Source organism: Micromonospora sp. BQ11 (assembly GCF_052068135.1).
Taxonomy (GTDB): domain Bacteria; phylum Actinomycetota; class Actinomycetes; order Mycobacteriales; family Micromonosporaceae; genus Micromonospora.
Genome location: NZ_JBQHDB010000007.1, coordinates 252,295 through 275,829, shown reverse-complemented (window position 1 = coordinate 275,829; position 23,535 = coordinate 252,295). Strand labels below are relative to the sequence as shown.

Annotated in this window: 18 protein-coding genes; 7 read left to right on the top strand and 11 right to left on the bottom strand. The window is 72.0% G+C overall.

From position 1 onward, the window contains the following. Positions 1-75: 75 nt before the first annotated feature. Positions 76-570: a sigma-70 family RNA polymerase sigma factor gene (locus ACTMSW_RS17585; protein ID WP_441181779.1), complete on the top strand. Its 495-nt coding sequence runs from the start codon at positions 76-78 to the stop codon at positions 568-570. Continuing rightward, positions 567-1,262, top strand: a complete 696-nt coding sequence (locus ACTMSW_RS17580) for an anti-sigma factor family protein (protein ID WP_441181680.1) — start codon at positions 567-569, stop codon at positions 1,260-1,262. The genes ACTMSW_RS17585 and ACTMSW_RS17580 overlap by 4 nt, the downstream gene beginning before the upstream one ends. A gap of 11 nt (positions 1,263-1,273) precedes the next feature. On the opposite strand, the gene rarD is transcribed toward ACTMSW_RS17580, so the two are convergent. The 4 genes from rarD to eccE all read right to left on the bottom strand — a co-directional run bounded on the left by rarD (position 1,274) and on the right by eccE (position 5,110). Next, entirely contained in the window at positions 1,274-2,257 is a 984-nt protein-coding gene (gene rarD, locus ACTMSW_RS17575) for an EamA family transporter RarD (protein ID WP_441181679.1), read from the bottom strand. Beyond that, positions 2,254-2,742, bottom strand: a complete 489-nt coding sequence (locus tag ACTMSW_RS17570) for a GNAT family N-acetyltransferase (protein ID WP_441181678.1) — start codon at positions 2,740-2,742, stop codon at positions 2,254-2,256. Before ACTMSW_RS17570 ends, rarD begins: the two co-directional genes overlap by 4 nt. A gap of 73 nt (positions 2,743-2,815) precedes the next feature. After that, entirely contained in the window at positions 2,816-3,202 is a 387-nt protein-coding gene (locus ACTMSW_RS17565) for a phage holin family protein (protein WP_357040520.1), read from the bottom strand. A gap of 54 nt (positions 3,203-3,256) precedes the next feature. Next, positions 3,257-5,110, bottom strand: coding sequence for a type VII secretion protein EccE (gene eccE / locus ACTMSW_RS17560; RefSeq protein WP_441181677.1), 1,854 nt, complete (start codon positions 5,108-5,110; stop codon positions 3,257-3,259). Between the two features lie 259 nt (positions 5,111-5,369). Between eccE and ACTMSW_RS17555 the strand changes: the two genes are divergently transcribed. Further along, positions 5,370-5,690 carry a WXG100 family type VII secretion target gene (locus ACTMSW_RS17555; protein ID WP_441181676.1) on the top strand — a complete coding sequence of 107 codons (321 nt, stop codon included), beginning with the start codon at positions 5,370-5,372 and terminating at the stop codon, positions 5,688-5,690. A gap of 23 nt (positions 5,691-5,713) precedes the next feature. Next, positions 5,714-6,007, top strand: coding sequence for a WXG100 family type VII secretion target (locus ACTMSW_RS17550; protein ID WP_441181675.1), 294 nt, complete (start codon positions 5,714-5,716; stop codon positions 6,005-6,007). Positions 6,008-6,064: 57 nt separating this feature from the next. Here the strand turns inward: ACTMSW_RS17550 and mycP are convergent, their stop codons facing one another. Beyond that, on the bottom strand, positions 6,065-7,300 hold the full coding sequence (mycP, locus tag ACTMSW_RS17545; RefSeq protein WP_441181674.1) for a type VII secretion-associated serine protease mycosin: 1,236 nt from the start codon (positions 7,298-7,300) through the stop codon (positions 6,065-6,067). Positions 7,301-7,451: 151 nt separating this feature from the next. Here mycP and ACTMSW_RS17540 point away from each other — a divergent pair, with 151 nt between their 5' ends. Continuing rightward, positions 7,452-10,019 carry an SseB family protein gene (locus tag ACTMSW_RS17540; RefSeq protein ID WP_441181673.1) on the top strand — a complete coding sequence of 856 codons (2,568 nt, stop codon included), beginning with the start codon at positions 7,452-7,454 and terminating at the stop codon, positions 10,017-10,019. Continuing rightward, on the top strand, positions 10,009-10,374 hold the full coding sequence (locus ACTMSW_RS17535; RefSeq protein WP_441181672.1) for a hypothetical protein: 366 nt from the start codon (positions 10,009-10,011) through the stop codon (positions 10,372-10,374). Before ACTMSW_RS17540 ends, ACTMSW_RS17535 begins: the two co-directional genes overlap by 11 nt. A gap of 7 nt (positions 10,375-10,381) precedes the next feature. Here the strand turns inward: ACTMSW_RS17535 and ACTMSW_RS17530 are convergent, their stop codons facing one another. From ACTMSW_RS17530 to acs, 6 genes are all read right to left on the bottom strand, one after another. Continuing rightward, on the bottom strand, positions 10,382-11,314 hold the full coding sequence (locus ACTMSW_RS17530) for an alpha/beta fold hydrolase (RefSeq protein WP_441181671.1): 933 nt from the start codon (positions 11,312-11,314) through the stop codon (positions 10,382-10,384). Between the two features lie 72 nt (positions 11,315-11,386). Further along, positions 11,387-11,884, bottom strand: a complete 498-nt coding sequence (locus tag ACTMSW_RS17525; RefSeq protein WP_441181670.1) for a hypothetical protein — start codon at positions 11,882-11,884, stop codon at positions 11,387-11,389. Positions 11,885-11,994: 110 nt separating this feature from the next. Then, positions 11,995-14,451, bottom strand: coding sequence for an immune inhibitor A domain-containing protein (locus ACTMSW_RS17520; RefSeq protein WP_441181778.1), 2,457 nt, complete (start codon positions 14,449-14,451; stop codon positions 11,995-11,997). A gap of 325 nt (positions 14,452-14,776) precedes the next feature. Beyond that, entirely contained in the window at positions 14,777-17,083 is a 2,307-nt protein-coding gene (locus ACTMSW_RS17515) for an immune inhibitor A domain-containing protein (RefSeq protein ID WP_441181669.1), read from the bottom strand. Between the two features lie 350 nt (positions 17,084-17,433). Further along, the gene (locus tag ACTMSW_RS17510) at positions 17,434-20,217 is read right to left on the bottom strand and encodes an immune inhibitor A domain-containing protein (protein WP_441181668.1); all 2,784 of its coding nucleotides are present in this window, start codon (positions 20,215-20,217) and stop codon (positions 17,434-17,436) included. 267 nt (positions 20,218-20,484) lie between these two features. Then, on the bottom strand, positions 20,485-22,479 hold the full coding sequence (gene acs, locus ACTMSW_RS17505) for an acetate--CoA ligase (protein WP_441181667.1): 1,995 nt from the start codon (positions 22,477-22,479) through the stop codon (positions 20,485-20,487). 263 nt (positions 22,480-22,742) lie between these two features. On the opposite strand from acs, the gene ACTMSW_RS17500 reads away from it, so the two are divergent. Continuing rightward, positions 22,743-23,489 (top strand): oxidoreductase, encoded by a 747-nt coding sequence (locus ACTMSW_RS17500; RefSeq protein WP_441181666.1) that lies wholly within the window; start codon positions 22,743-22,745, stop codon positions 23,487-23,489. The last annotated feature ends 46 nt before the right edge of the window (positions 23,490-23,535 follow it).

Here is a 23,535-nt window from a genome sequence, read left to right as displayed (position 1 = left end):
GTATGTCCCGGGGGAAGGCACCGCCGAACTCGCGTCGACAGCGAGGAGACCGTCATCAGCGACCACGACGCCCAACTGCTCCGCGCCCTGCACGACGAGCACGCGGAGGCGCTGTACGCGCACGCCCTGCGCCTGGTCAACGGCGACCGGCAGCGGGCCGAGGACCTGGTGCAGGAAACCCTTCTGCGCGCCTGGCGGCACCCGGAGTCGCTCGATCCCCGGCGTGGCTCGGTCCGGGCGTGGCTGTTCACGACCGCCCGCAACCTGGCCATCGACGCCTGGCGTCGCCGATCCACCCGCGTCGGTGAGGTCTTCACCGACGAACTGCCGGAGCCGCCGGAGACCGTGGACGAGGCGGAGCGCGCCGTGGAGGCCTGGACCGTCGCCGAGGCGTTGAACCGACTGAGCCCCACCCATCGTGAAGTCCTGGTGGAGTGCTTCTACCAAGGACGCTCGGTGGCCGAGGCGGCCGCGCGACTGGGAGTGCCGCCGGGGACGGTCAAGTCCCGGACGCACTACGCACTGCGCTCGCTGCGGTTGGTTCTGGCGGAGATGGGGGTGACCGGATGACCCGGTGCGAGTTCGCGCACGACGACGGCGCGTACGTGCTGGGTGCGCTGGCTCCGGCAGAGCGGGCCGCCTACGAGCGGCACCTCGCCGGGTGCGCCGACTGCCGGCAGGCGGTCGCCGAGATCGCCGTGCTCCCGGGGTTGCTCGGCCGGCTCGACCCGGCCGGTCTGGAGCAGTTCCTACCGGCGCCGGCGGAGACGTCGCGAATGCCCGCGCTGCTCGACGCCGCCCGCGAGCGCCGGCGCCGCGAGCGATCCGCCACCCGCCGCCGGTACGCCCTCACGACGCTGGTCGCCGCCGCTCTGGCCCTGCTCGCCGGCTTCGGCACGGCCGCCCTGCTGCCCCGGGAGTCGACCGTCCCGCCGGGCGGGAACGTCCAGCTGGTCGCCATGCAGCCGGTCGCCGGCACGGTGCCGGTGCACGCCGAGATCGGGCTGACCGGCACCGAGTGGGGGACCGAGGTGACCATGCGGTGCGGGTACGACGCCAAGGTCGGCTACGGCAAGGCGTACACCTTCCGGCTGGTGGCGCACGGCCCCGACGGCGCGACGGAGCAGATCGGCTCCTGGCTCGCCGCCCCCGGCGACGACCTGCGCATCAGCGGCGCGACGAGGTTCACCGACGCGGAGCTGGTCCGGGTGGAACTCCTCCGCGCCGACAACACCCCCGTCCTGGCCTACAACCTCCGCTGATCCCGGCCCCCCTACTCGCGGCGATCATGCACTTCCTGCCCCGGCGAAAGGGATGTTCCTCGCGATCCGGCGACCGAAAGTGCAAGATCGCGGGCGGCGGCGGCGCGGGTGCGGGTGTGGGTGCGGCGGGCGGTGTGGACGGCGTCGATCGTGAAGACGGCCAGGGCGAGCCAGACCAGGGCGAAGCCGGCCAGGCGCGCGGGTGGCATCGGTTCGTGGAAGATCAGCACGCCGCAGCCGAGCTGGAGGATCGGCGCGAGGTACTGGATCATGCCGAGGCTGGTGAGCGGGAGCCGGTTGGCCGCCCCGGCGAAGAGCAGCAGCGGGATCGCGGTGGCCGCGCCGGCCAGCACCAGCAGGACGGTGTGTGCGACCGACACCTGCCCGAAGGTGGCCTCACCGGCGGCGGCGAGCCAGCCCAGGTACCCCAGCGCGGGAAGCGCCAGCACCGCCGACTCCACGAACAGGCCCTCGGCCGCGGGCAGCCCCAGCTTCTTCTTCACCAGGCCGTACCCGGCGAAGCTGAACGCCAGGACCAGCGCCAGCCAGGGCAGCCGGCCGTAGTCGACGGTCAGGACGGCCACCGCCAGCCCGCCGGTGCCCAGCGCCGCCCACTGCGCCGGGCGTAGGCGTTCCCGCAGCACGAAGACACCGAGCAGCACCACGACGAGCGGGTTGATGAAGTAGCCGAGCGCGGTCTCGACCACCCGGTCGGAGTTGACGCCGTAGATGTAGGTACCCCAGTTGACGGCGATCAGCGCGGCGGCCACGCCGATCCCGGCCAACGCGCGGGGGCGGCGGGTCAGCGCCCGCAGGAAACCGACGTTGCGCAGCGCGCCGAGCACGAGCGCTACGAAGACCACCGACCAGACGATCCGGTGAGCCAGGATCTCCAGCGGCCCGGCCGGGCGCAGCAGCTTCAGGTAGAGCGGGAAGAAACCCCAGAGCAGGTACGCGCCGAACCCGTAGAGGTAGCCGAGGCGAAGTGGCGTCACGCCTCAACCGTAAGGGGCCGATCGGGCTCCTGCTCCTTGCCGGTGACCGGCTTCACCCGGTTGTCCAGCTCCATCCAGCGCTCCGCCTGGACCGGTGTGAAGCCGACCTTCGCGTACACCCCGTGGGCGTCGTTCGTGGCCAGCAGGATCCGGCGTACGCCGAGGTCGGCCAGGTGGTCGCGGACCGCTCCGGCCAGCCAGGTGCCCAGCCCGCGACCACGCTCGGCCTCCTCGACGTAGACGTCGCAGAGCCAGGCGAACGTGGCGCCGTCGGTGACCACCCGGGCCACCGCGACCTGGCGGCCGTCCCCGGGCCGGTAGACGCCGAAGCCGATCGAGCCGGCGAAGGCGCGTGCCACCGTCTCCCGGTCCCGCCCGATCGCCCAGTACGCGTCGGTGGAGAGCCAGTGGTGCACCCGATCCAGGTCGAGGCGGGCGGGGTCGGTGCTGAGCAGGTAGCCGTCGTCACGGGTCACGGTGAACACCGGTCCGACGCTAGTGCACCGTCCCTGCCCGCCCAGCAGCCGATTCCCGGCATCTGGTCGGCCGGCGGGCTGCTCAGTCGCGGTCGAGGATGGCGCCGAGGATCCAGGTCACGATGCCGACGAAGAGCGCGCCGAGCACCGCCTCCGGCCAGAAGCTGTCCACGTGGAACGGCAGTCCGGCCTGGCCCGCGATCCAACTGGTCAGCAGGAAGAGCAGCCCGTTGACGACCAGCGCGATCAGCCCGAGGGTCAGCAGGTAGAAGCCACAGCCGACGGTCTTGACGATCGGTTGGAGCACGGCGTTCACCACGCCGAAGATCACCGCGACGAGGACCAGGGTGGTGACGGTCTCGGTGGTGGAGGTCGAGTCGAGCGTGATGCCGGGGATGAGCAGCGTGGCCAGCCAGAAAGCCAACGCCGTCGTGGCCAGCCGGATCAGCAGCCCTTTCAGGAAACCCATGGCGCAAGATGCTGCCACGGACGGATCACGCGCGGAAGCCTCGAACCGGTGCCTTCACCGCCGGCCGGGGTGGCCGACCAGGTGTGCCTCGATGGGTGTGGGGGAGATCAGAGCCCAGCGCAGCGCCCGCCGGTTGACCACCGCCACCATGTCGTCCCTTATCCGGGTCAGCCACTCGGCCGTGCCGCCCAACCCGAGGGCGGTGCCGGCCAGCGCCGCCTCGGCCGGATCGAGGGGTTGCAGCACGGCCAAGTCCGCCCGCCCCAGCGCGTCGGCGTCGGCGGCGGTCAGCTCGTCGCGGAGCAGCAGGGTGGCCCGCCAGGGCGATCCCGGCTCGGGCTCCGGCGGTGTCGGCCCGACGTCCAGCACCACCAGCAGCGGACGCAGCGGGGTGCCGACCGCGTCGCCGAGCGGCCGGCCCGGCGGGAGGAGCGGAATCATGTCGCCCGGCGCGCCGACGCCCCGGACGAACGGCTCCCACACGCGGGGCCGGCCGGTCTGCACGACGACCCGCGCCCCGAGCGCCATCGCCCGCAGGGTGACCAGTTGGGCGGCGCGTACGCCACCGACGAGCATGATCCGGGTGCTCTCCGGACGGAACAGCCGGACGGTCACCGCGCCGCCGTGCCGGTTGGCGCCCAGCATCAGGCCCGCCTCGCCCAGCGTCACCTCCAGCGCGGCGATGCCGGTCGGACCGGGGCTGGGCAGCGCCAGCGGCAGGGTGGCGGCCAGCCCGGTCAGCTGCTCGCCGTCGAGCCGTCGTACCTCGCCGCCCGCTCCGGTCACCACGCGTCGCAGCGCTCCGGCCGCCGAGGCCAGCTCCGCCGGGGTGCGGGCGGCCAGCCGTACGGTCAGCTCGGTCGGCGCCGACGCGGGGTCCGCGCCGGCCCACGGCCCCGCCGCGATCGACACCGTGGTCGCGGTGACCGGAAGCGCGAGCAGCCGGGACGTCAGGTGCCGGCCGCCGTCGGTGCGTGGGTCCGGCCACCGGTGCAGCCGGAAGGTGGTCTGCAACAGGTCGCCCGTACGCACCGCCTGCCAGGACTCCATCGCCGGCCGGTCGTCGTGGTGGGCCAGCTCGCCCACCACCCGCAGGGCCGCCTCCGCACCCAGCGGTCGGGCGCCGACCGGCCCGAGCCGGCGGATGATCCGGCGCAGGGTGCCGGAGAGCGCGCGGCGCAGGTCGTCCGCGGTGAGGTCGTCGACCCGGAGCACCCGCACCGCGAGCACCGCCCGTTCCCGGCCGGGGAGCCGGCCGTCGGTGAGCTGCCGGTACGACGTGGCCACCCCGCCCGACGCCTCGACGGTCGGCGCGGGCGCGCCGGTGAGCAGGAGCTGGACCCGGACCGGCGGACTGCCCGGGGTGGCCGCCGGCAGCAACGCCGCCGGGAGCGGCAGCGTGCGCGGACCGTCACCCAGCAGGTCGCCCGGGTCGCCCAGCTCCAGGACCGCCACCATGCCGGTGGCGTCGTCCAGCACGGCGGCGGACCCACCGGCCAGCTCCACCGGGCGGACGAGCGCGTCCGCGACCACGCCGAGCAGCGCGGCCGGTCCGGCGTGCGCCGGCAGGGTGCGTCGACGGGTGAGGTAGCCCAGGCCGGCGCCGAGCCACTCGAAGAGCCACCGGCCCCGCAGCCGTACCCAGGCCAGCGGCAGCACCACGAGAGCCATCGCCACGGCTGCCAGCATGGGCAGCGCACCCCGACCGGCGGCGGCCACCGGCGCGGCGAGCGCCACCTGAGCGGCGACGATCTGGCCGGCCCGGACCCGGGGACGAACCCGGCCGCCGGCACTGACCGGCGGGGGGTCACCTGCCGCGGCCGGGGCCGGTCGCCCGGGACGCGACGTCGGCCGCTCGGGACCGCCGCCCGTGGTCGACCGCCGGGCGTTCGTGGTGGTGGCCGGCACCGCGCCTCCTCAACCCGATCACTCGCCGCGACGCGGCTGCCGCTCATCGTAAGGGTCCCGGCGGGTGGAGCGGGAACCCCGTTGTCCACAGGGGACCGCAGGGGGGTAGCAGAACGGCGATCGGGCGGCTACCGTCAGCGACGAGTTTGGCTGACCCGCGCCCGCCGTGCTCGACCCTCCGGGGGTGGCGCGAGCGGCGTGCTCCCGGAGCGGGCACGCCGACGGCCAGCCACGACACAGGAGACGAGGTGACGTCCGGGTGTCCCAGACCCAGGCAGAAGCCGCGGTGATGCAGCAGACCGCCGCGAAGTTCGAGCAGGTGGACCAGTCGTTGCAGTCGATGCTCAGCGGGCTGATGGCCGAGCTGGAGGTGTTGCAGCAAGCGTGGCGCGGCGCCGGTGGGCGCTCGTTCGAGCAGGTCAAGCAGCAGTGGGCACAGGACCAGGCGGCGCTCCAGCGGGCCCTGCGGGAGACCGCCACCGCGATCCGCACCGCCGGCCAGCAGTACGACGTCTCGGACACGGAGGCCGCCGGCCGGGTGTCCACCACCAACCGCGGCGGCATCCAGCTGCCGCTGTAGTTCTCCGACCAGGGGGAGGAACCATGGACCACGGTGTGCTGGTCGTCAACTTCGCCGCGCTGCAACAGGCCGGCGCGGACATCCACAAGGCACTGAACACGCTCGACTCGCAGCTCGGGCAGCTCGAGCGGGACGCCGCCCCGCTCGTGGCGAGCTGGTCCGGCGAGGCGCGGCAGGCGTACGAGCAGCGGCAGGCCCGCTGGCGTTCCGCCTCGCAGGACCTACAGGCCATGCTCCGCGACATCAAGCTCGCGGTCGACGACTCCGCGACCGACTACCTCGACACCGAGAAGAGGAACGTCGGCCTGTTCCAGTGACGCCCGCGCACGGTGGCGTCGGCCCGCCCGGCCGGCGCCACCGGCGTGTCCGGGGGCTCACGCCGGGCCGGGTGGCCGCCACCGGCGGCGCGTGCCGCGCGGCACCACGAGTGCCAGCAGCACCGCCGCCGCGACGACCGCACCGCTGATCCCCGCCACCAGCAGCGCCCGGTCCCGGGCCGTCGCCCGCCGCTCCCGCTGTGCCTGCGTGGCGGGATCGGCACGGTCGTCGGCGAGGGCGGCCGGGCGTACCCGGGCGGACGCCCCACCCACGGTCTCGGTGACCGCCCGGTACGGGTTCAGCACTCCGGCGCCGTACGCGCCCCCCGCCGCGTCGCCGGGGGCCGGGTCGGTGGTCGCCACGATCCGCCGGGCCACCTCCGCGGCGTCCAGTTCCGGCCGGTACTGCCGCAGCAGGGCGGCCGTGGCGGCGACGAACGGCACCGCGTACGAGGTCCCCTCGGCGCGCAGGTGGCCCTGCCTCGGCGCGGCCATCAGCACGTCGCCGCCCGGGGCCACCAGGTCGACGTACGGGCCGGTCTGCGAGAACGGTGCGCGCGTCCCGTCCGCCCCGACCGCACCCACCCCGAGCACCCCGTCGTACGCCGCCGGGTAGGGGCGCGGATCGCCGTTCTCGTGCAGGTTCCCCGCCGCGGCGACCACCACCACGTCCCGGTCCACCGCGTGGGCGATCGCGGCCCGCACGGCCGGATCGTCGGCGTACAGCACGACGGAGAGGTTCAACACGTCGGCACCCTCGTCCACCGCCCACCGGATCGCCCGGGCGAAGTCGGCGGCGCTGACCGTACGCCCCGACTCCCGGCCGTCGACCACCTGCTGCTCGCTGACGCGTACCGGGAGGATGCGGGCGTCCGGCGCGAGTCCCCGGAAGGCCACCCCCGGGCGTGGCGCCGCCGCGATGATGCTCGCCACTCCGGTGCCGTGGCCGGCGCAGTCCCGCGTGCCGTCCCCGCCCGGGTCCAGCAGGTCGGTGCCGGCCAGGACCCGCCCGGCGAGCTGCGGGTGCACGCGGTCGACGCCGGAGTCGACCACCGCCACGGTCACCCCCGCCCCGGTGGCGAGTGGCGCCAGGCGCTCCGGCGCGTACCGCTGCTGCGTCCACGGGGTGGCGGCGACCGGTCGGGACGGGGCGAGCGGCGTGGCGCAGCCCGGCGCACGCGCGCCGGCCAGAGCCGGGCCGGGCGGCGGGCCGGCCGGGGGCGGCACCGGCACGGACGCGACCACGGCCGTCGAGAGAACCGCCAGAAGGGCGTGGGCGGGGGACCGGGACATCGACGCCTCCGTATCGTGTCGACTCCGGAACGCGATGTTATCGCCTTCTATGGAACCGGGCGGCCCGCCGCCGGCCAGCCATTGTGATCTTGAATTGACCTTGTAGGTTGTACGCGATGCCTGTGGCCTGTTCTCGGAAGGAGAGGTGGCCGTGACCGAATGGGAGCCGGCCACGGAGGCCGAGGCGGCGATGCGCGAGGCGCTGCACGCCAACGACCAACAGCTCTACTTCCGGATCCTGGCCCGGACGGACCTCTTCCTGCCGGTGTCCACGCAGGCGCTCGCCGGTCAGGCGCCGCCCGGGTGGGGCACCTGGACGACCGGCGGCCGGACGCACGTACTGGCCTTCACCTCGGCGGCCGCCATGCGCGCCTGCCTCGGGGACAACGCCGGGTCCAGCCGGCGCGTGCCGTACCCCGACCTGGCCGAGGAGTGGCCCAACCAGGAGTGGTGGCTGGCCGTCAACCCGGGCCTGCCGATCGAGGGCTACCTGCCGTCCTGGTTCGTCGCGCAACTGTCCCGCGGTGACGTCCGGCTGCCGGGCCGCACCAGGGGCGCCCGGGCCCGCCTGGAACGCGCCGAGACGCTGGCCCGGGCGCGGGCCACCTCGGTCGCGGGGGACGCCGACGCCGTGCCGAGCACCGGACCGCAGGGCCGGACGACGACCGCCGGGGCCGTCCCTGTCGCACCCACGCCGGACCGGGCCACCGCGGTCCTCCCTCCGACTATCCGACCGTCGGTGGAGGGGGTTCCCGCCGACCGGACGGCAAGCGAGCCGTCGCGGGCGGACGCGGTGACCAACGGGCAGCGGCTCGCGCCGCCGCCCGCGTACCCGTCGACCCTGCCTCGTAACGCGGGCGAGGGCCGGCCGATGTCGCCCTGGCCGTCGGCGCGGCCCGAGCCCGGCACCGACCGTCCCGCGACGGCGGACGGCCACGCGGGTGCCGAGGGCGGGGACCGGCCGAACCGCTCCTTCTTCGAGCCGGCGTCCGGCCGCGGCTCGACGTACCGGGATCCGGTGACCCGTTCCGGGGACCGGGCTGTCCCGCCGTCCCGTTTCGCGGGCGGCAGCCAGCCCTTTCCCCGTCGCCGGCCGCCGACCGGGCCGTCGGAGGGGCCGACCGAGGCGTTCCGGACGACCGACCCGGTCGCCGTCGGGCCGACCGAGGAGACCACCCAGGCGCTGTCGGCGCGGCCGGGTCCACCGGACGACGAGCGGACGCGGCCCATCCGCGTTCCCGTCCCCGAGCGTCTCCAGGCGTACGCCCGCGGCCCGGCGGAGTCGGACGTGGACGTCACGCAGGCGCTGCCGCGCCGCCTACCCGTTCCGGAGCCGGACCCGGTCGAGGACCTGCCGGTCTCGATCGCCGAACCGGTCTCGGCGCCACCCGCTCCCCGGCGGAGCTTCACGCCCATCGTGATCGAGGGCACGGTCATCGAGGCCCGCGACATCGCCGCGTCTCCGGTCGCCGGCACGGAGGCCGCCGGCTTCCTCTTCGAGCCGGCGCCGACCGGTACCACGCCGCCCGTGCAGGCGACCGGAACTCCCGCCGCCGGGTCCGTCGAGACCGGCGGACCGTCCGCCGACCCCACCGTGCCCGCCGGTACGGCGAGCGGCCCGCTGATCGGCACCGGTTCCGACCGGGTGGACCCGACGGCCGACCCCACGTGGACGGCGCCGCCGACCGCCGCCGATCCGGGACCGGCCGCCGACCCGACGACCCCCGCGACGGGTTCCGCCGCGTTGGCGGACTTCCTGCCCGCCAACGAGGTGGAGGAGAACCTCCTCGACGCGAGCGGCAGCGGCAGCACCGACACCTTCCTCTCCACGCTGCTGCTGGCCCGCGTGCTGCTCCCGGTCGCGCCCGACTCCGCACCGGGCAGCCGCCCCGGCGAACCGGGTTTCGTCTGGCTGCGGGAGGAGGTGGACGGCGAGACCTTCGTGGTGGTCTACACGTCGCCGGAGCGGCTGGCCGAGAACACCGACGCGCCGGTGGAGACGCTGCCGGTCAAGTTCGTCCAGCTCATCCACCGTTGGCCGGACGAGTCCTGGTCGTTCGTGGTCAACCCGGGCACCCCGATCGGGGCGAAGCTGCCCGGCGAGCAGATCGTCGGCCTGGCGAACTGGGCCGCGGAGGTCGGGCTCGGCACCGATACCGAGCCGGAGCCCTCGCCGGCCGAGGAACCCGTCGCCCGCACCCGGTACGCCCCGCCCGCACCGGACCCGGCCCGGCCCGTCGTCATGCAGAAGGCGGTCGCACCCAGCCAGCTCGCGTACTACCTGGAGCGCGGCTACGACCGGGTCTCCGGCTTCGTGCACCGGGCCGGCGAACTGGCTCACCTGACCACCCCGGCCGAGCTGTACGACGCCCTCGGTCTCGGCTACCCCGACTCGCCGTTTCGGCGGGACGCCGAGGAGATCTACGTGCTGCGGTGGCCGGCGCACCGGCCGAGCCTCTACCGCATCCCGTACGGGGGCCAGAACGAGGCGGCGATGCGGGCCATGGAGGGCTGGGTCATCGAGCGGCCGCCGTTCCGGGGCAACGGTTTCGCGCCGGGCGAGAGCAGCGACGTGGTGGCGGAGTTCAAGGTGGACAGCGCCCGGCTGCCGCACGGGGCCCAGCTCCTGCGGGTCGGCGCGGACGGCACCGAGCGGGTGGTCGCCCTCCTCGACGCCGACGCGCTCCTGTGGCGAGAGGTCGGTGCCGGTGATGCGTGACGGTTACGTGGCCCGGTGGCGCGGGCGTGAGTACCAGGCCAGCCCGGACGGCGACACCGTCCGGCTCTACCAGCCGGAGCCGGGTGACGGCTTCGACGAGGTACGCCCCGGCCGGTACGTGCGCGTCCTGCCGGTGACCGAGATCGAGGACCTGGCGTACGTGCGGACCACCTGCACCTGGCAGGGGCAGCCGTTCATCGTCCTCGCCGAGCACGACGGGTGGCTGCGCGTGGAGTACACGGGCGGTCGCTGGCCGGTGGCCCGGGCGCTCGGCCTGGAGGTCTTCGACTTCGGCGTCTACCAGGGCTGGGCGCCCTCGGCGGAGGTCGCCGACCTGCGCGAGCAGCGGGTGTAGGGCAGCGTCAGGACTTCGTCCAGCGCAGGATCTCGCCGAGCACGACGTCCCGGGCCTCCGCGTGCGGGAAGTGTCCCACCCCGTCGAGCAGCCGCCACTCGTACGGTGCCACGACGTAGCGGCCGGAGCCCTGGGCGGTGCGCGGGAGGGTGGCGACGTCGAGCGCGCCGTGCAGTTGCAGGGTCGGGGTGATCAGCGGCTTCTGCATCAGGCGCACGAACCGGTAGCCGTGCAGCCGCAGCACGGACCGGAACGCCCAGCGGTAGCCCTCCAGGGCACAGAAGGCAGCCTGCGGGATCCGCATCGCCTCCCGGCAGCGTTCCGCGTACGCGGCGAAGGCCGGTGAGGCCACCCAGTCCGGTCCGCCCCAGCGGCGCAGCATCTCCTCGACGGCCGCGGCGTCGTCCCGGGTGAGCACGTGTTCGTACCGGGGCATCTGGAACTTGAGGGTCGGGGTGGAGGCGGTGAACTGTCCGCGCGGGTCGGCGAAGATGGCCGCGCGCAGCCGCAGCGGGTGCGGCGCGCCGAGCACCACCAGCCGGCGGATCAGGGACGGGTGGAACGACGCGACCGTCCACGCGATCATGCCGCCGGCGCCGCTCCCCACCAGCGTGGCCGACCGTTCTCCGAGTGCCCGGATCAGACCGGCGACGTCGGCGGCGAGGGTGTAGCCGTCGTACCCCCGCGGGGGCTTGTCGCTCGCGCCGTAGCCGCGCAGATCGACGGCGACGGCGCGGAAGCCGGCGTCGGCGACCGCCGGCAGCATCTCGTGCCAGGCCCACCAGTGCTCGGGAAACCCGTGCAGGAACAGCACCAGCGGGCCGGTGCCGGCCTCCACGATGTGGAAGCGGCTGCCGTTGGCGCCGACGAAGCGGTGCGTCCACGGCCCCTCGGTGAGGACACAGGACTCGTCGACGACGCCGCCGCGCTGCTCGGTCATGGCAGACAGCCTAGGACCTGCGTGCCGGCCGTCCCGTTGCGCCAGTGCCGCGGGTGGCCCGGATCGCTCCCCTCAGGTGACCGGGGCGATCTTCACGATGGTGGCGGGGGTGCCCGGTCCGCAGTCGACGGCGGGATCGGCGGGTCCGATCGTCACCCGGACCCAGGTGCCGGTGGCGAACGTGCCCTTGTCGGTGCCGTGCAGCGCGTACTCCCGGCCGTCGTCGGTGACCAGGCCGTAGCACGGCCCGTCGCCGCCCCGGGTGATCCGACCGGCGAGCGCGTCGACCCGGCGCAGGTCGGTGGGCCGGCTCGGCGGCGCGGTCGGCGGACCCAGGGTGGGCGGGCGGGTGGGCGACAGCGACGTCCCGGTCCGCCCGGACGGCGCGACCGGCCCGCCGGTCGGGGTGGCGGCCGGTCGGCTCGGGTCGCCGGTGCTCTCGGGCGGGGTGGGCGCGGGGGTCTGTGGACCGGACACGGTGGGTCCCTTCTCGGTGCCCTGGCAGCCGCTCAGCGGTGCGGCGAGGGCCACGGCGGCCACGACGGGCAGCAGGCTTCGGGTGGCACGCATGACCGGTCAGACGCGCCGGGCGGACGCGGCGTTCCTTCCGCCGGGTCCCGGAGAAAGGGCGATGCCCGGGCAGGATTCCTGCCCGGGCATCGCGTGTTGCGATCGGTCGATCAGGAGAAGCGGACCTTGATGGAGGTGCCGTTCTGCTCCAGAACCTTGATCTTGGTCCCGGTGGCGGGGAGCTTGACGCCGTGGTTCGGCAGCTCCTCGTACCAGTACTTCTTGGTGTCGTCGAACAGCGGCTGCGCCGCCTGGCCGCGGATGTACTGCGGCTGGCTGTTGAGGTGCAGCGTGAACGAGTCCGCCTTCTTCAGGCTGAACGGCGCGTCGTAGACCTGGACCCGGGCCCGCCACGGCTGGCCGGTCAGGTTGTAGATCGGCCGCGGGTGCGCGTCGATGATCAGGTTACGACCCTCACCCGGGTGCTCGAACGTGTCGTTGTCCGCCCACCGCAGGTTCCAGTACGAGATGAGCAGGCCCTCCTGGTACGCGTAGTGGTCGACCCAGTCGGGCCGGGTGTTCGCGTAGCCGAAGAAGTACGGGCCGGTCTTCAGGTACTTGTCGTACGAGACGTACGAGCGGCTGCCCGCGATGTAGTAGTTCGCGAACTTGCGCTTGTAGGTCTCCTCGACGATGCCCCAGCCCTTCAGTGCCCAGTCGCCGGCGCCGGCCTCGGCGCCGTCGCTCAGGAGGGCCTGGCCGTCGGCGGTCACGGTGATCGCGTCACCGAAGAAGCCGCCCTCGGACACACCGCCGTCGGTCTGGTAGCGGAAGCGGAACTGCACGACCTTGCCGGCGGCGGCGTCCATCGGGATGGTGATGTCCACCCACTTGCCCGCGCTGCTGCCGTCCAGGGCCGGCTTCCCGCCGACCTCCTTGAGCGGCTGGCCGTCGACCGTGCCCGGCAGCGCCGTCCAGGTCTTGCCGCCGTCGAGCGACGCCTCGAAGAAGAGGTAGTCGAAGCCGGCCTCGATGTCGTAGCGGCCCTTCATGGACAGCGACGCCGACGACTTCCCGGTGAGGTCCAGGGTGCGGGTCATCGTGTTGTTGAGGTCGTCGTCGTTGCCGGAGAAGTACTGCTTGGTGCCCTCGAACGGCTTGCCGTTGTCGAAGGTGTACTCGCGCTCCGGCAGCACCACCACGGCGGCCTGCGGCTTGGCGGAGTTGTACTCCTGCGGGCCGAGGGTCATGGTGCGCTTCTGCCCGGCCACGACCACCTCGTAGTCGAGCCAGCCGAGCTGGAGCTTGTTCCACGCGCCGAGGTCACCGCCGCGCTCGCCGATGCCGCCGTCGTTCTTGGCGCTCAGCCGGCTCTGGGCCATCAGGGTCCAGTGCTCGTTGTTGTTGTCCCCGCCGTTGAGGATGTTGTAGTCGTCCGGCAGGCCCAGGTCGTGGCCGTACTCGTGGTAGAAGACGCTACGGCCACCGTTCTCCGGCTGGATGGTGTAGTCACCGATCCAGATGCCCGTGTCGCCGATCTGGGTACCGCCGGCCGGGAAGTTGGCCGGACCGGTCGAGCCCTGGTCGGAGGCGAAGGCGTACCAGCGGTGGCTCCAGATGGCGTCCTCACCCTGGTTGGGGTCACCGTCGGCCATGTCGCCGCCGGCGTGGACGATCTGGAAGTGGTCGATGTAGCCGTCCGACTCGTTGAAGTTGCCGTCGCCGTTGTGGTCGTACCGGTCCCACTTGTCCATCGCCTTGACGTCCGCGGCGATCTGGGCGTCGGTGCGACCCTGGGCCTTCTGGTCGGCGACCCACTGGTTGGCGGCGTCGCGAACGAGCTCCCAGGTGTTCTGGCAGATGTTGCTGTTGCAGACCGCGGGGTCGTTGGCCGGGTCGTTGCTGTCGTCGGCGATCGGGTCGTTGGACCGGCCGTACCGGGCCTCGTTGTACTTGACCTTGACCCAGTTGCTGACCACGCCGTCGACGCTGTAGCGCCCGGACGACTGGGCCTCGTAGTACTGCTTCAGGGACTCGTCACCCGGCTTGGTGCCGAAGTAGAGCTTGCGGAAGTGCTCCGGGCTGAAGTCCTTCTGCCACACGGTCGAGTTGTCCACCGCGCGGTTCGGCTCGGGGATCTCGTTGTGCAGCGGACCGTCGAACCGCGCCGGACCCGGCCAGTCGGGGTCGATGTCCTTGTCCGGGAAGTCCGGGTGCCGCTCGTTGCCGAACTCGGCCAGGATCACGAAGACCTGGTCGGTGCGCTCCCGCGAGAGCTCGACGTACTGGTCCTTCTTGCCGCCCGTGCGGGCGGCCCGGGCGGTGGCACCGGTCGCGCCGGGCGCGCCGGCGGCGGTCTCACCGACCTTGACGACCGTGCTGCCGTTGATCCGCTGGGCCTTGGCCTTGCCGGACAGGACCTCGCTGAGACCCTCCTGGCGCAGGGCGCGACGCTTGTCCTCCAGCGGGTTGGGCAGGTCATGCTCGGCGTGGGCGTGGGCGTGCTCGGCCTCGGCCTGCCCGGCGACCGACGGTGCGGTCGTCGGCGACTTCGGCTGCGGAGCGGCGTTGGCGGACGGTCCGACCGCCAGTGCCGTCGCCGTCAGCGAGAGCCCGAGCAGACCCACTGCGACTTTGCGCACGTGGTACCTCCGGTGTGAGGGAACCGGCCCAACGGGGGGTACGGGGCCGGCGAATTGGATCCCACGGGTGGGACCAATGGTGAAGATAGACACTCGTGTGACGGGTGGGAAGACGGGCGCGTCGTTTTGTGGCAAGAATTTGTTGAGAACGCTTTTCACTGTCACACCCCGACTCTTCGTCGACGGGCGTGGCCTGCATAAATGGTCAGGGCCATCCGGATAGCGACGATCCTCTATCAGAGGCGCAGGTGGGTGGAATGCAGTGGGGCCGGTGGCGTCTCCGCCACCGGCCCCACTGGTAACACTGTTGTCAGTTGGTCACCTTGACGACCATGTCGTCGGTCGGGTTGGTGCCCTGCTTCAGGATCTCGATCCTGGTGCCGGTGCCGGCGACCTTGACCGAGTTCCACGGGTTGCTGTTGTTCCAGTACTTGTTCGCCCCGCTGTCGGTGAAGAGCGGGTTCGGGGCGAGCGCCGGGACCGTGACCGGCACCCCGTTGCGGTGGAAGGTCTGCGCCGGCTTGGCGTACAGGCTGAACGTGGCGTCGTACCCGTTGCGCCGGTTGCTGATCGTGCCCTGACCGTCGACCTTGATCTGACCCGGCCGGACGTCGACCGGCAGGTTCAGGCCGTAGCCCGGGTGCTCCGAGGTGTTGTTGTCGCCGTACGCGTAGTTCACGTACCAGACCAGCATGCCCGGGTGGTTGGAGAAGCGCTCCACCCAGTTCGGGCGGGTGTTCGCGAAGCCGTAGTTGTACCCACCGGTCCGCAGCGTGTCGTCGTACCCGAGGTGGGTGCGGTTCTCCGCGATGTAGAAGCGGGGGTACGTGTCGGTCACCGAGCCGGTCATCCGGGTGAAGCCCTTGGCCGTCCACGCGGCGTCCAGCGTCTCCGCGTCGTCGGTCCAGGCGGCGGAGCCGTTCTTGACCAGCGACACGTTGTCCAGGAAGGCGCCGGCGAGGTGCACGCCGCCGTCGGTCTGGTAGCGGTAGCGGAACTGCACGGTCTGCCCGGCGTACGCGGACAGGTCGTAGGTCAGGTCGACCCAGTTGCCGCTGGTGGAGCCGTCGACGCCGGTCTCGCCGGAGTCGATGAGCGAGTTGCTCAGCGGGGCCCAGGTGGCGCCACCGTTGGTGGACACCTCGGCGTAGAGGTAGTCGTAGTCCTCTTCGATGTCGTACCAGGCCTTCGCGGTGATCGACGCGGAGGTCGCACCGGTCAGGTCCAGCTGGCGGGCCAGCGTGGTGTTCAGGTCGTCCGCGCTGCCGCCCCACCACTCGTTGGCACCCGCGAACGGGGTGTTGTACGAGGTGGTCTGGGTCTGCGCCGGCAGGTTGACCACCACGGCCTGGGCCTTCGGCCCGTCGCTGTCGCCGGCCGGGCCCAGGGTCACCTGGGTGCTGCCCTTGCCGTACTGCACCGTTGAGTGGTTGAGCCAGCCGAGGTACAGCTTCGACCACGGGTCCATGTAGCCCGGGGTCGACCCGATGTCGTCCTTGCCGCGGCTCAGCCACGAACCGGAGGACATCAGGCTCCAGAAGCCGACGCCGTTGTCGCCGCCGGCGGTGTCGTACAGGTCCGGCAGACCGAGGTCGTGGCCGTACTCGTGGGCGAACACGCCCAGGCCGCCGTTCTCCGGCTCCGTGGTGTAGTCCCGGATCCACATGCCGGTGTCACCGATCTGCACCCCACCGGAGAGGTTGCCCGCCGGACCCGCGGAGCCCGCGAGGTTCGGGAAGGCGGCCCACCGGTGCGACCAGATGGCGTCCTCGCCCTCGGCGCCGCCGCCGGCCTCCTCGCCCTCACCGGCGTGCACCGCCTGGAAGTGGTCGATGTAGCCGTCGGCCTCGTTGAAGTCGCCGTCGCCGTCGAAGTCGTACCGGTCCCAGATGTCGAACCGGGCCAGGTACTGCTTGATCTGCTCCGGCGTCTTGCCGGCGGCGACCTGGGCCTCGTACCAGGCGGTGGCGCTGTCCTTGACGAAGTTCCAGTAGCCGTCCGCCTCGGAGATGGCGTTGCTGCCGTAGCGGGCCTCGTTGTAGGGGACCTTGACCCAGTCGCTCACGTCGCCGTCGAGCGTGTAGCGGCCGCCGGACTGCGTGAAGTAGAAGTCTCGCATCGACTCGCCCGGACCGAACATCATGTCCTGGAAGTGCGCCCGGTTGAAGTCCGGCCGCCACAGGGTGCTGTTGTCGTCGGTCGCGTCGCCGTCCCAGTTACGGTCGGGCTCGGGGATCTGGTTGCGCACCGGGCCGGCAGCTCCGCCGGTCCGGGGGTCGACCTTGTCGCCGAACTCGACAAGCATGGTGAACAGCGGGTCGGTCTTCGGCGCCTGCTGGTACTCGACGAACAGGTCGTCCTTGACCTGGATGACCTTCGAGCCGTTGCGCGTCTGGAGCTTGGCCTTGCCGGAGAGCAGGTCGGCGATGGCCTGCTTGCGGAGTTCGCGCTGCTGATCCGACTTCGGATCGGGGAGGCTGTCCCTGCCGTGCTTCGCCTTGTCGGAACCGGGGGCCGGGTCCGCGGCCGGTGCGCCGGAGGCCGGCGCCGACACGACTCCCGCCGCCAGCAGCGCGGCCGCGGCCGAGGCCAGACCGGCTGTGACTCGTCTCCTCAAAGGTCCTCCTCCTTGTGGATCTGTTACATGGCAGTGACGTATCGAGCCGTGACTGTCATGTGATGCGGCACTCACCCTTACAGAGAGGAGGGGCGGTTGTCACGGGTCAATTGGTGCCTGAGGCGACGATCTGGGGGGTCATAACGCTGCAAAATGGGTTCAAATGCTTCACGAGAGCGGTGCATATCCACGTCACATTTCGGTAACGGTCACTTGGAGTAATCGCGGTTATGGGGTCCCCCTGGTAGAGCGCCGGGGGACACGAAAGTGTCACAGGAAGCGGAGCGGGGCCCGGTCGGAGCACTGTGCTCCGACCGGGCCCCGCGTGTGTGACGGGATGGCGAGACGGTCTAGTTCGCCGGGGTCACGTGGACCGTGGCGTACGAGTTGTCCTTCGCCGTCTTCTTGATGGTGATCGTGACGCCGTACGCGGCGCCCTGGTCACCCGGGTTGCCGCTGCCGAGCACGGTGAACCCGAGGTCGGTGCCGTACAGCCCGGTGGCCGGGCTGCCGTCGGCGTTGGTGACACGGGTCGTGTAGGGCACGTTGCCCTTCGACGGGATCACCACCGACGCGTCGAGGTCCCGGGCGAAGAGCGACGAGCCGCGGACCTCGATGCCCGGGTACCAGCCCTTGGCGTCGGTGAACGCCGAGACCGCCGGCTGGGCGCCGAAGCTGGTGCAGTACTCGCTGTACGGCTCGCCCGTCGCCTCCAGGCACTCCCGGAAGGGGTACGTGGGGTTGAGCGAGAACGCCGCGTTGGCGGACTGCGGACGGCTGGGCAGATTGTCCAGCGTCGACGGGTCCTTGACGGCCGCCTCGCCCTGCCGGCGGTACGGGTCGAAGTGCGAGTCCACGATCAGCAGGCCGCCCTTCGAGCCGTAGCTCGGCAGCGCGGTCGAATTCGCGGTCACGTGGTTGTCGTTGCCCATCGTGGTGTCCCGGTACCACACCAGCATGCCCGGCGCGTTGTAGGAGATCTTGTCGACCTTCCACGCGTCGCGCGAATAGATGGTGTCGTAGCCGTACTTCAGGCCCTCGTCGAACCCGTCGAAGTTGCGCCACTCCGCCAGGTAGTAGTGCGACTGCCTCGTGGTGCCGCCGTCGATGCGCCAGCCGGCGCCGGTGGTGTCGACGAAGGTGCCGCCGGTGGCGGTCCAGCCCGCCGTTCCGTTCTCGACGTCGTCGCTCCACGTGGTGGCGCCACCGCCGGTCACCGAGAAGTCGTCGGCGAACCAGCCCTTCTCCAGGAACGCCTCGTCGGTGGCGTACCGGAGGCGGACCTGCACGGTCTGCCCGGCGTACGCCGACAGGTCGACGTAGTCGTGCCGCCAGCCGTGGGTGTCACCGGTGAGCCCGTACTTCTTGTTGCCGAAGTCGACCATGCGGCCGTTCGGGTCCGCGTATCCGTCGTTCGTGGAGACCAGCTTGCCGGTCGAGTCGTAGACCTTCTGCTCGGCCCAGGTCGTGCCGCCGTCGGTGGAGACCTCGACGAAGCCGTAGTCCCAGTCGGCCTCGATGACGAAGTTGTTCCACATCCAGAACTTCGCGTCGGCCGCCGCCGGCACCGCCACCTGGCGGGCGATCTTGACGTCCGCCCACTCCTGGTCGGCACCGGAGTGCCACATGTTCGCGCCGCTGTGCGGGGTCGCGAGCGTGATCACCTTGTCCGGCAGGTTGACCTTGATGCCGTCCTTGGTGCCCACCGGCGTCCGCGAGGTCTGGCCGAGCTGCACGTCGCGGGGGGACGAGCCCGGGGTGATGGTCAGCGGGTCGGCCCAGCCGAGGATCCACTTGTCCCAGAGGCCCATGTGGGTCGGCAGCGCCTGGAAGATCTCACCGGAGTGCGAGCCCGACGCCATCAGGTCCCAGAAGTCGACGTCCGAGTCGGCGTTGCCGGAGGTGTCGTAGAGGTCCGGCAGACCGAGGTCGTGGCCGTACTCGTGGGCGAAGACACCGACGCCGGCGTCCTCCGGCTGCACGATGTAGTTCGACACCTTGAGCTGGGTGCCGGGGATCGTGTAGCCGCCGACGATCGACGACGAGTGCGCCCACACGGCGTAGGTGCCCTGCGCGCCACCGCCGGCCGACTTGCCCTTGCCGGCGTGCGCCAGTACCAGGTGGTCGATCACGCCGTCCGGCTCGAGGACGTTGCCGTCACCGTCCCGGTCGGCCTGGTCCTCGATGTCGTAGTCCGCCCACGGGAAGTTCGGGTCCATCTTCGCGAGCGTGTCGATCGCGTCGGTGGCCAGCCGCCCGGCACCCTGCGGGTTGTCCGGGTGACCGTTCATCGACTGCTGCCGCCCGGCGACCCAGTTGCCGTTCTCGTCCTGGAAGCAGCGGGAGGCCGCGTACCAGCCCTCGGAGTGCGGCACCTTGATCCACGGGCTGGCCTGCCCGTCGACCGTGTACGCGCCCTTCGACATCTCCAGGTACATGTTGCGCATCGTCCGGCCGGCCAGGTTGATGCCCGGCTTGCCGTCCGGCCCGGTCAGGTCGGTGCGGACCCGCTCGGTGATGCCCTCGGCGGTGTAGAGCATCTTGTTGTAGTGGGTGGGGGAGAAGTCCGGCACCCACATCGAGTTGTTGTCGAGCTTCGGCAGGCTCGCCGGGTTCGGGATGTTGTTGTGCAGCGGTCCGTTCTGCACGGTGCCGAGGACACAGCTCCGGTCCTCGAAGACCGTCTTGGGGACCATGACGTCGGTGAAGTCGTCGTTGGCGTTCTCGTTGAACTCCACCAGCAGGGTCAGCAGCTTGGCGGTCTGGGTGCCCTTGGCCTGCTTGATCTGCCGCGGGTTCTTGCCCGTCTTGATCGCCTCGGCCTCGATCTTCGCGAGCTGCCGGGCGGTCACCGGGTTGCCGCGTGCGAACTTGCGGTCGTACCTGCGCGCCTCGTCGACGGCGGGCGCGTGGACGCCACCCTTGCCCTTGACCTCGCGACCGTCGCTGTCCGGTTGGACGGCGGGCTCCGAGTAGTTGATGTAGTACTCGTCGGCCCCGATCGTGGCCCGGGGGGCCCCGGACTCGGCCGCCGCCGAGCTGCCGGTCACGGTCAGTGACGCGGCCGCCAGGGCGACGGCGGGCAGCGCGACGAGCAACCGTCGACGCGACCCGGAGAGGGATTTCTGGTTCATGCCACTCCATTTCTCGGGCATGGGTGCGGAGGGAGTCGGCCGGCGCGGACATCGAAGTGATACCGATCGAACCGTCCGACCTGCGTGAACATAAATCAGAAACAACATGAACGACAGGGCTGGAGCCGGCCTGTGTCCGTTCAGCTTCTCCCTGGTCAGCCGACTGACCGATGTAACACCGCTCGGATCCTTCGGCTCATACCCGTAAGACATGACGGTGGGTGGCGGTCCGCGCGGACCGCCACCCACCGGTGTGTACGCCTGCCGTCAGTCCTCGTCGGACTTCCCGCCACCCATCCCCGAGGAGATCATCTCCATCACCGACGAGTCCTGGAGGGTCGTGACGTCGCCGAGCGAGCGGTTCTCCGCCACGTCCCGCAGCAGCCGGCGCATGATCTTGCCGGAGCGGGTCTTCGGCAGCTCGGGCACCAGCAGGATCTGCCGGGGCTTGGCGATCGGGCCGAGCGTCTTCGCGACGTGGTTGCGCAGCTCGGCGATCAGCTGCTCACCCGCGTCGCCGGAGGTGTCCGCGCTGCCGCGCGGAATGGCGAACGCGACGATCGCCTGCCCCGTGGTCGGGTCGGTGGCGCCCACCACGGCCGCCTCGGCGACCGACGGGTGCGACACCAGCGCCGACTCGACCTCGGTGGTGGAGATGTTGTGCCCGGACACCAGCATCACGTCGTCGACGCGGCCGAGCAGCCAGATGTGCCCGTCGTCGTCCTTCTTCGCGCCGTCACCGGCGAAGTACACCCACTCGCCCTCGCCGCTCGTGCCGGCGCCCGCGCCGAAGCGCGACCAGTACGTCTCGAGGAAGCGGTCGTCGTCGCCCCAGATGGTGCGCAGCATCGACGGCCACGGCTCCTTCAGCACCAGGTACCCGCCGCCGCCGTTCGGCACCGACACACCCTGGTCGTCCACCACGTCGGCGGCGATGCCCGGCAGGGCGGTCATCGCGCTGCCCGGCTTGGCCTCCGTGACGCCCGGCAGCGGGGAGATCATGATGGCTCCGGTCTCGGTCTGCCACCACGTGTCGACGATCGGCAGCGCGCCCCGGCCCACGTGCTGCCGGTACCACATCCACGCCTCCGGGTTGATCGGCTCGCCGACGCTGCCCAGCAGCCGCAGCGACGACAGGTCGTACCCGGCCGGGATGTCCTCGCCCCACTTCATCATCGTGCGGATCAGCGTCGGCGCGGTGTAGAGGATGGTGACCTTGTACCGGTCCACCACCTCCCAGAACCGGCCCTTGTGCGGGGTGTCCGGGGTGCCCTCGTACATGACCTGGGTGGCGCCGTTGGAGAGCGGCCCGTACACGATGTAGGAGTGGCCGGTGACCCAGCCGATGTCGGCCGTGCACCAGTAGACGTCGGTGTCCGGCTTGAGGTCGAACACCGCGTGCGTCGTGTACGACGCCTGGGTCAGGTAGCCGCCGGTGGTGTGCAGGATGCCCTTCGGCCGGGCCGTGGTGCCGCTGGTGTAGAGGATGAACAGCGGGTGCTCGGCGTCGAAGGCCGCCGGGGTGTGCTCCGGCGACGCGGTCTCCACCGTCTCGTGCCACCAGTGGTCCTTCGCCGACCAGGCGACCTCCTCGCCCGTACGGCGGACGACCAGCACGTGCTCGATCGACGGGCACTTGGCCACCGCCTCGTCCACCGTCGGCTTCAACGCCGACGGCTTGCCCCGCCGGTAACCGCCGTCGGCGGTGATGACGACCTTGGCGGTGGCGTCCTGGATGCGGTTGGTCAGCGCGTCGGCCGAGAAGCCGCCGAAGACCACGCTGTGGGTGGCGCCGATCCGGGCGCACGCCAGCATCGCGACCGCCGCCTCCGGGATCATCGGCATGTAGATCGCCACCCGGTCCCCGGCCGTCACCCCCAGGTCGGTCAGCGCGTTCGCCGCCTGGCAGGTCAACCGGTGCAGGTCCGCGTACGTGAGCGTCCGGGTGTCGCCCGGCTCGCCCTCCCAGTGGATCGCCACCCGGTCGCCCCGGCCGGCCTCGACGTGCCGGTCCAGACAGTTGTACGCGACGTTCAACTGCCCGCCCACGAACCACTTCGCGAACGGCGGGTTCGACCAGTCCTGGACCTGGTCCCACTGCTTCGCCCAGCTCAGCCGGCCCGCCTGCCGCTCCCAGAAGGCCAGCCGGTCGGCGTCCGCCTCGGCGTACGCGTCGCCGGTGACGTTGGCGTTCGCGGCGAGCTCGGCCGGCGGTGGGAACTGGCGTGTCTCGTTCAGCAAGTTGGCCAATGCCTCGCTCATGCCGTGCTCCCTCGTCGCTCGGGTGACCTGCGTCCGGTTGCAGGAGAGGGTAGTCGGGACGTCCGGTGGCGGCGACCACGCGCCGCCCACACCGCGCCGAGCGGCCCGCCGCACGCGCCAGACGGCTCTGCGGTGAAAGGAAGGGCCCCCGCTTAACGTCTGCGGTAGAGGAAGGGCCCCTTCTTAACAACGCATGGGTGGCGCCGGTCGCGTTCCGGCCGGCTCGTCGACGGACCGGGCCGGGCGGTCGATAGCGTGGCGGGGTGACCGCAGACCCGCTCGCCCCGCTGCTCGCGCTCGCCGACATCGCCCCCGCCACCGAGCGGGCCCGCGAGCGCTTCGACCAGGCGCTGGGGCACCGCGCGTTGCGCCGGCACGGCGGCCAGGTCGCCGCCGAGGTCAGCCTGCGGTCCGCGGTGGCCAGCGCAGCCCTGGAGGGGTACGCGAACGACCGCGAGGCGGTCCGCTCGGGCACCGTCACCGAGCCGGTGGTGCAGGGGGCACTGCGGGTCGCCGGCGCGCTGCCGGGCCTGTCCGAGCTGTGGCCGAAGGCCCCCCGGCAGGCCCTCGCCAAGCTGCACGTACTCGCCGCCCGCGAGGTCGTGACCGAGGCGGAGCTGGGCCGGCCGATCGCCGACCCGGTGGTCGCCGCCCGGCTGGACGGGCTGGCCGGTCTGGTGGCCGGCGGCACCAAGGTGCCCCCGCTGGTCCTCGCGGCGGTGGTGCACGGCGAGCTGCTGAACCTGCGCCCCTTCGCCGGCCCGTCCGGCGTCGTCGCCCGGGGCGCCGCCCGGCTCGTCCTGCTCTCCAGCGGCCTCGACCCGCGGGGCCTGCTCGCCGTCGACGTCGGCCACCACGAGCGGGAGCCCGAGTACGTGGGGTCGGCGGGCGCCTTCGCCACCGGCACCCCGGACGGGCTGCGCTCCTGGCTCCGGCACTACATGGCGGCGGTGGAGGTGGGCGTCGACCAGCTCACCGTGATCGGCGACGAGGTCCTCGCCGCGAGCTGACCCGTCCGCCGGGCAACCCGCGACGGGCGGACCCTGACCGGGCGGT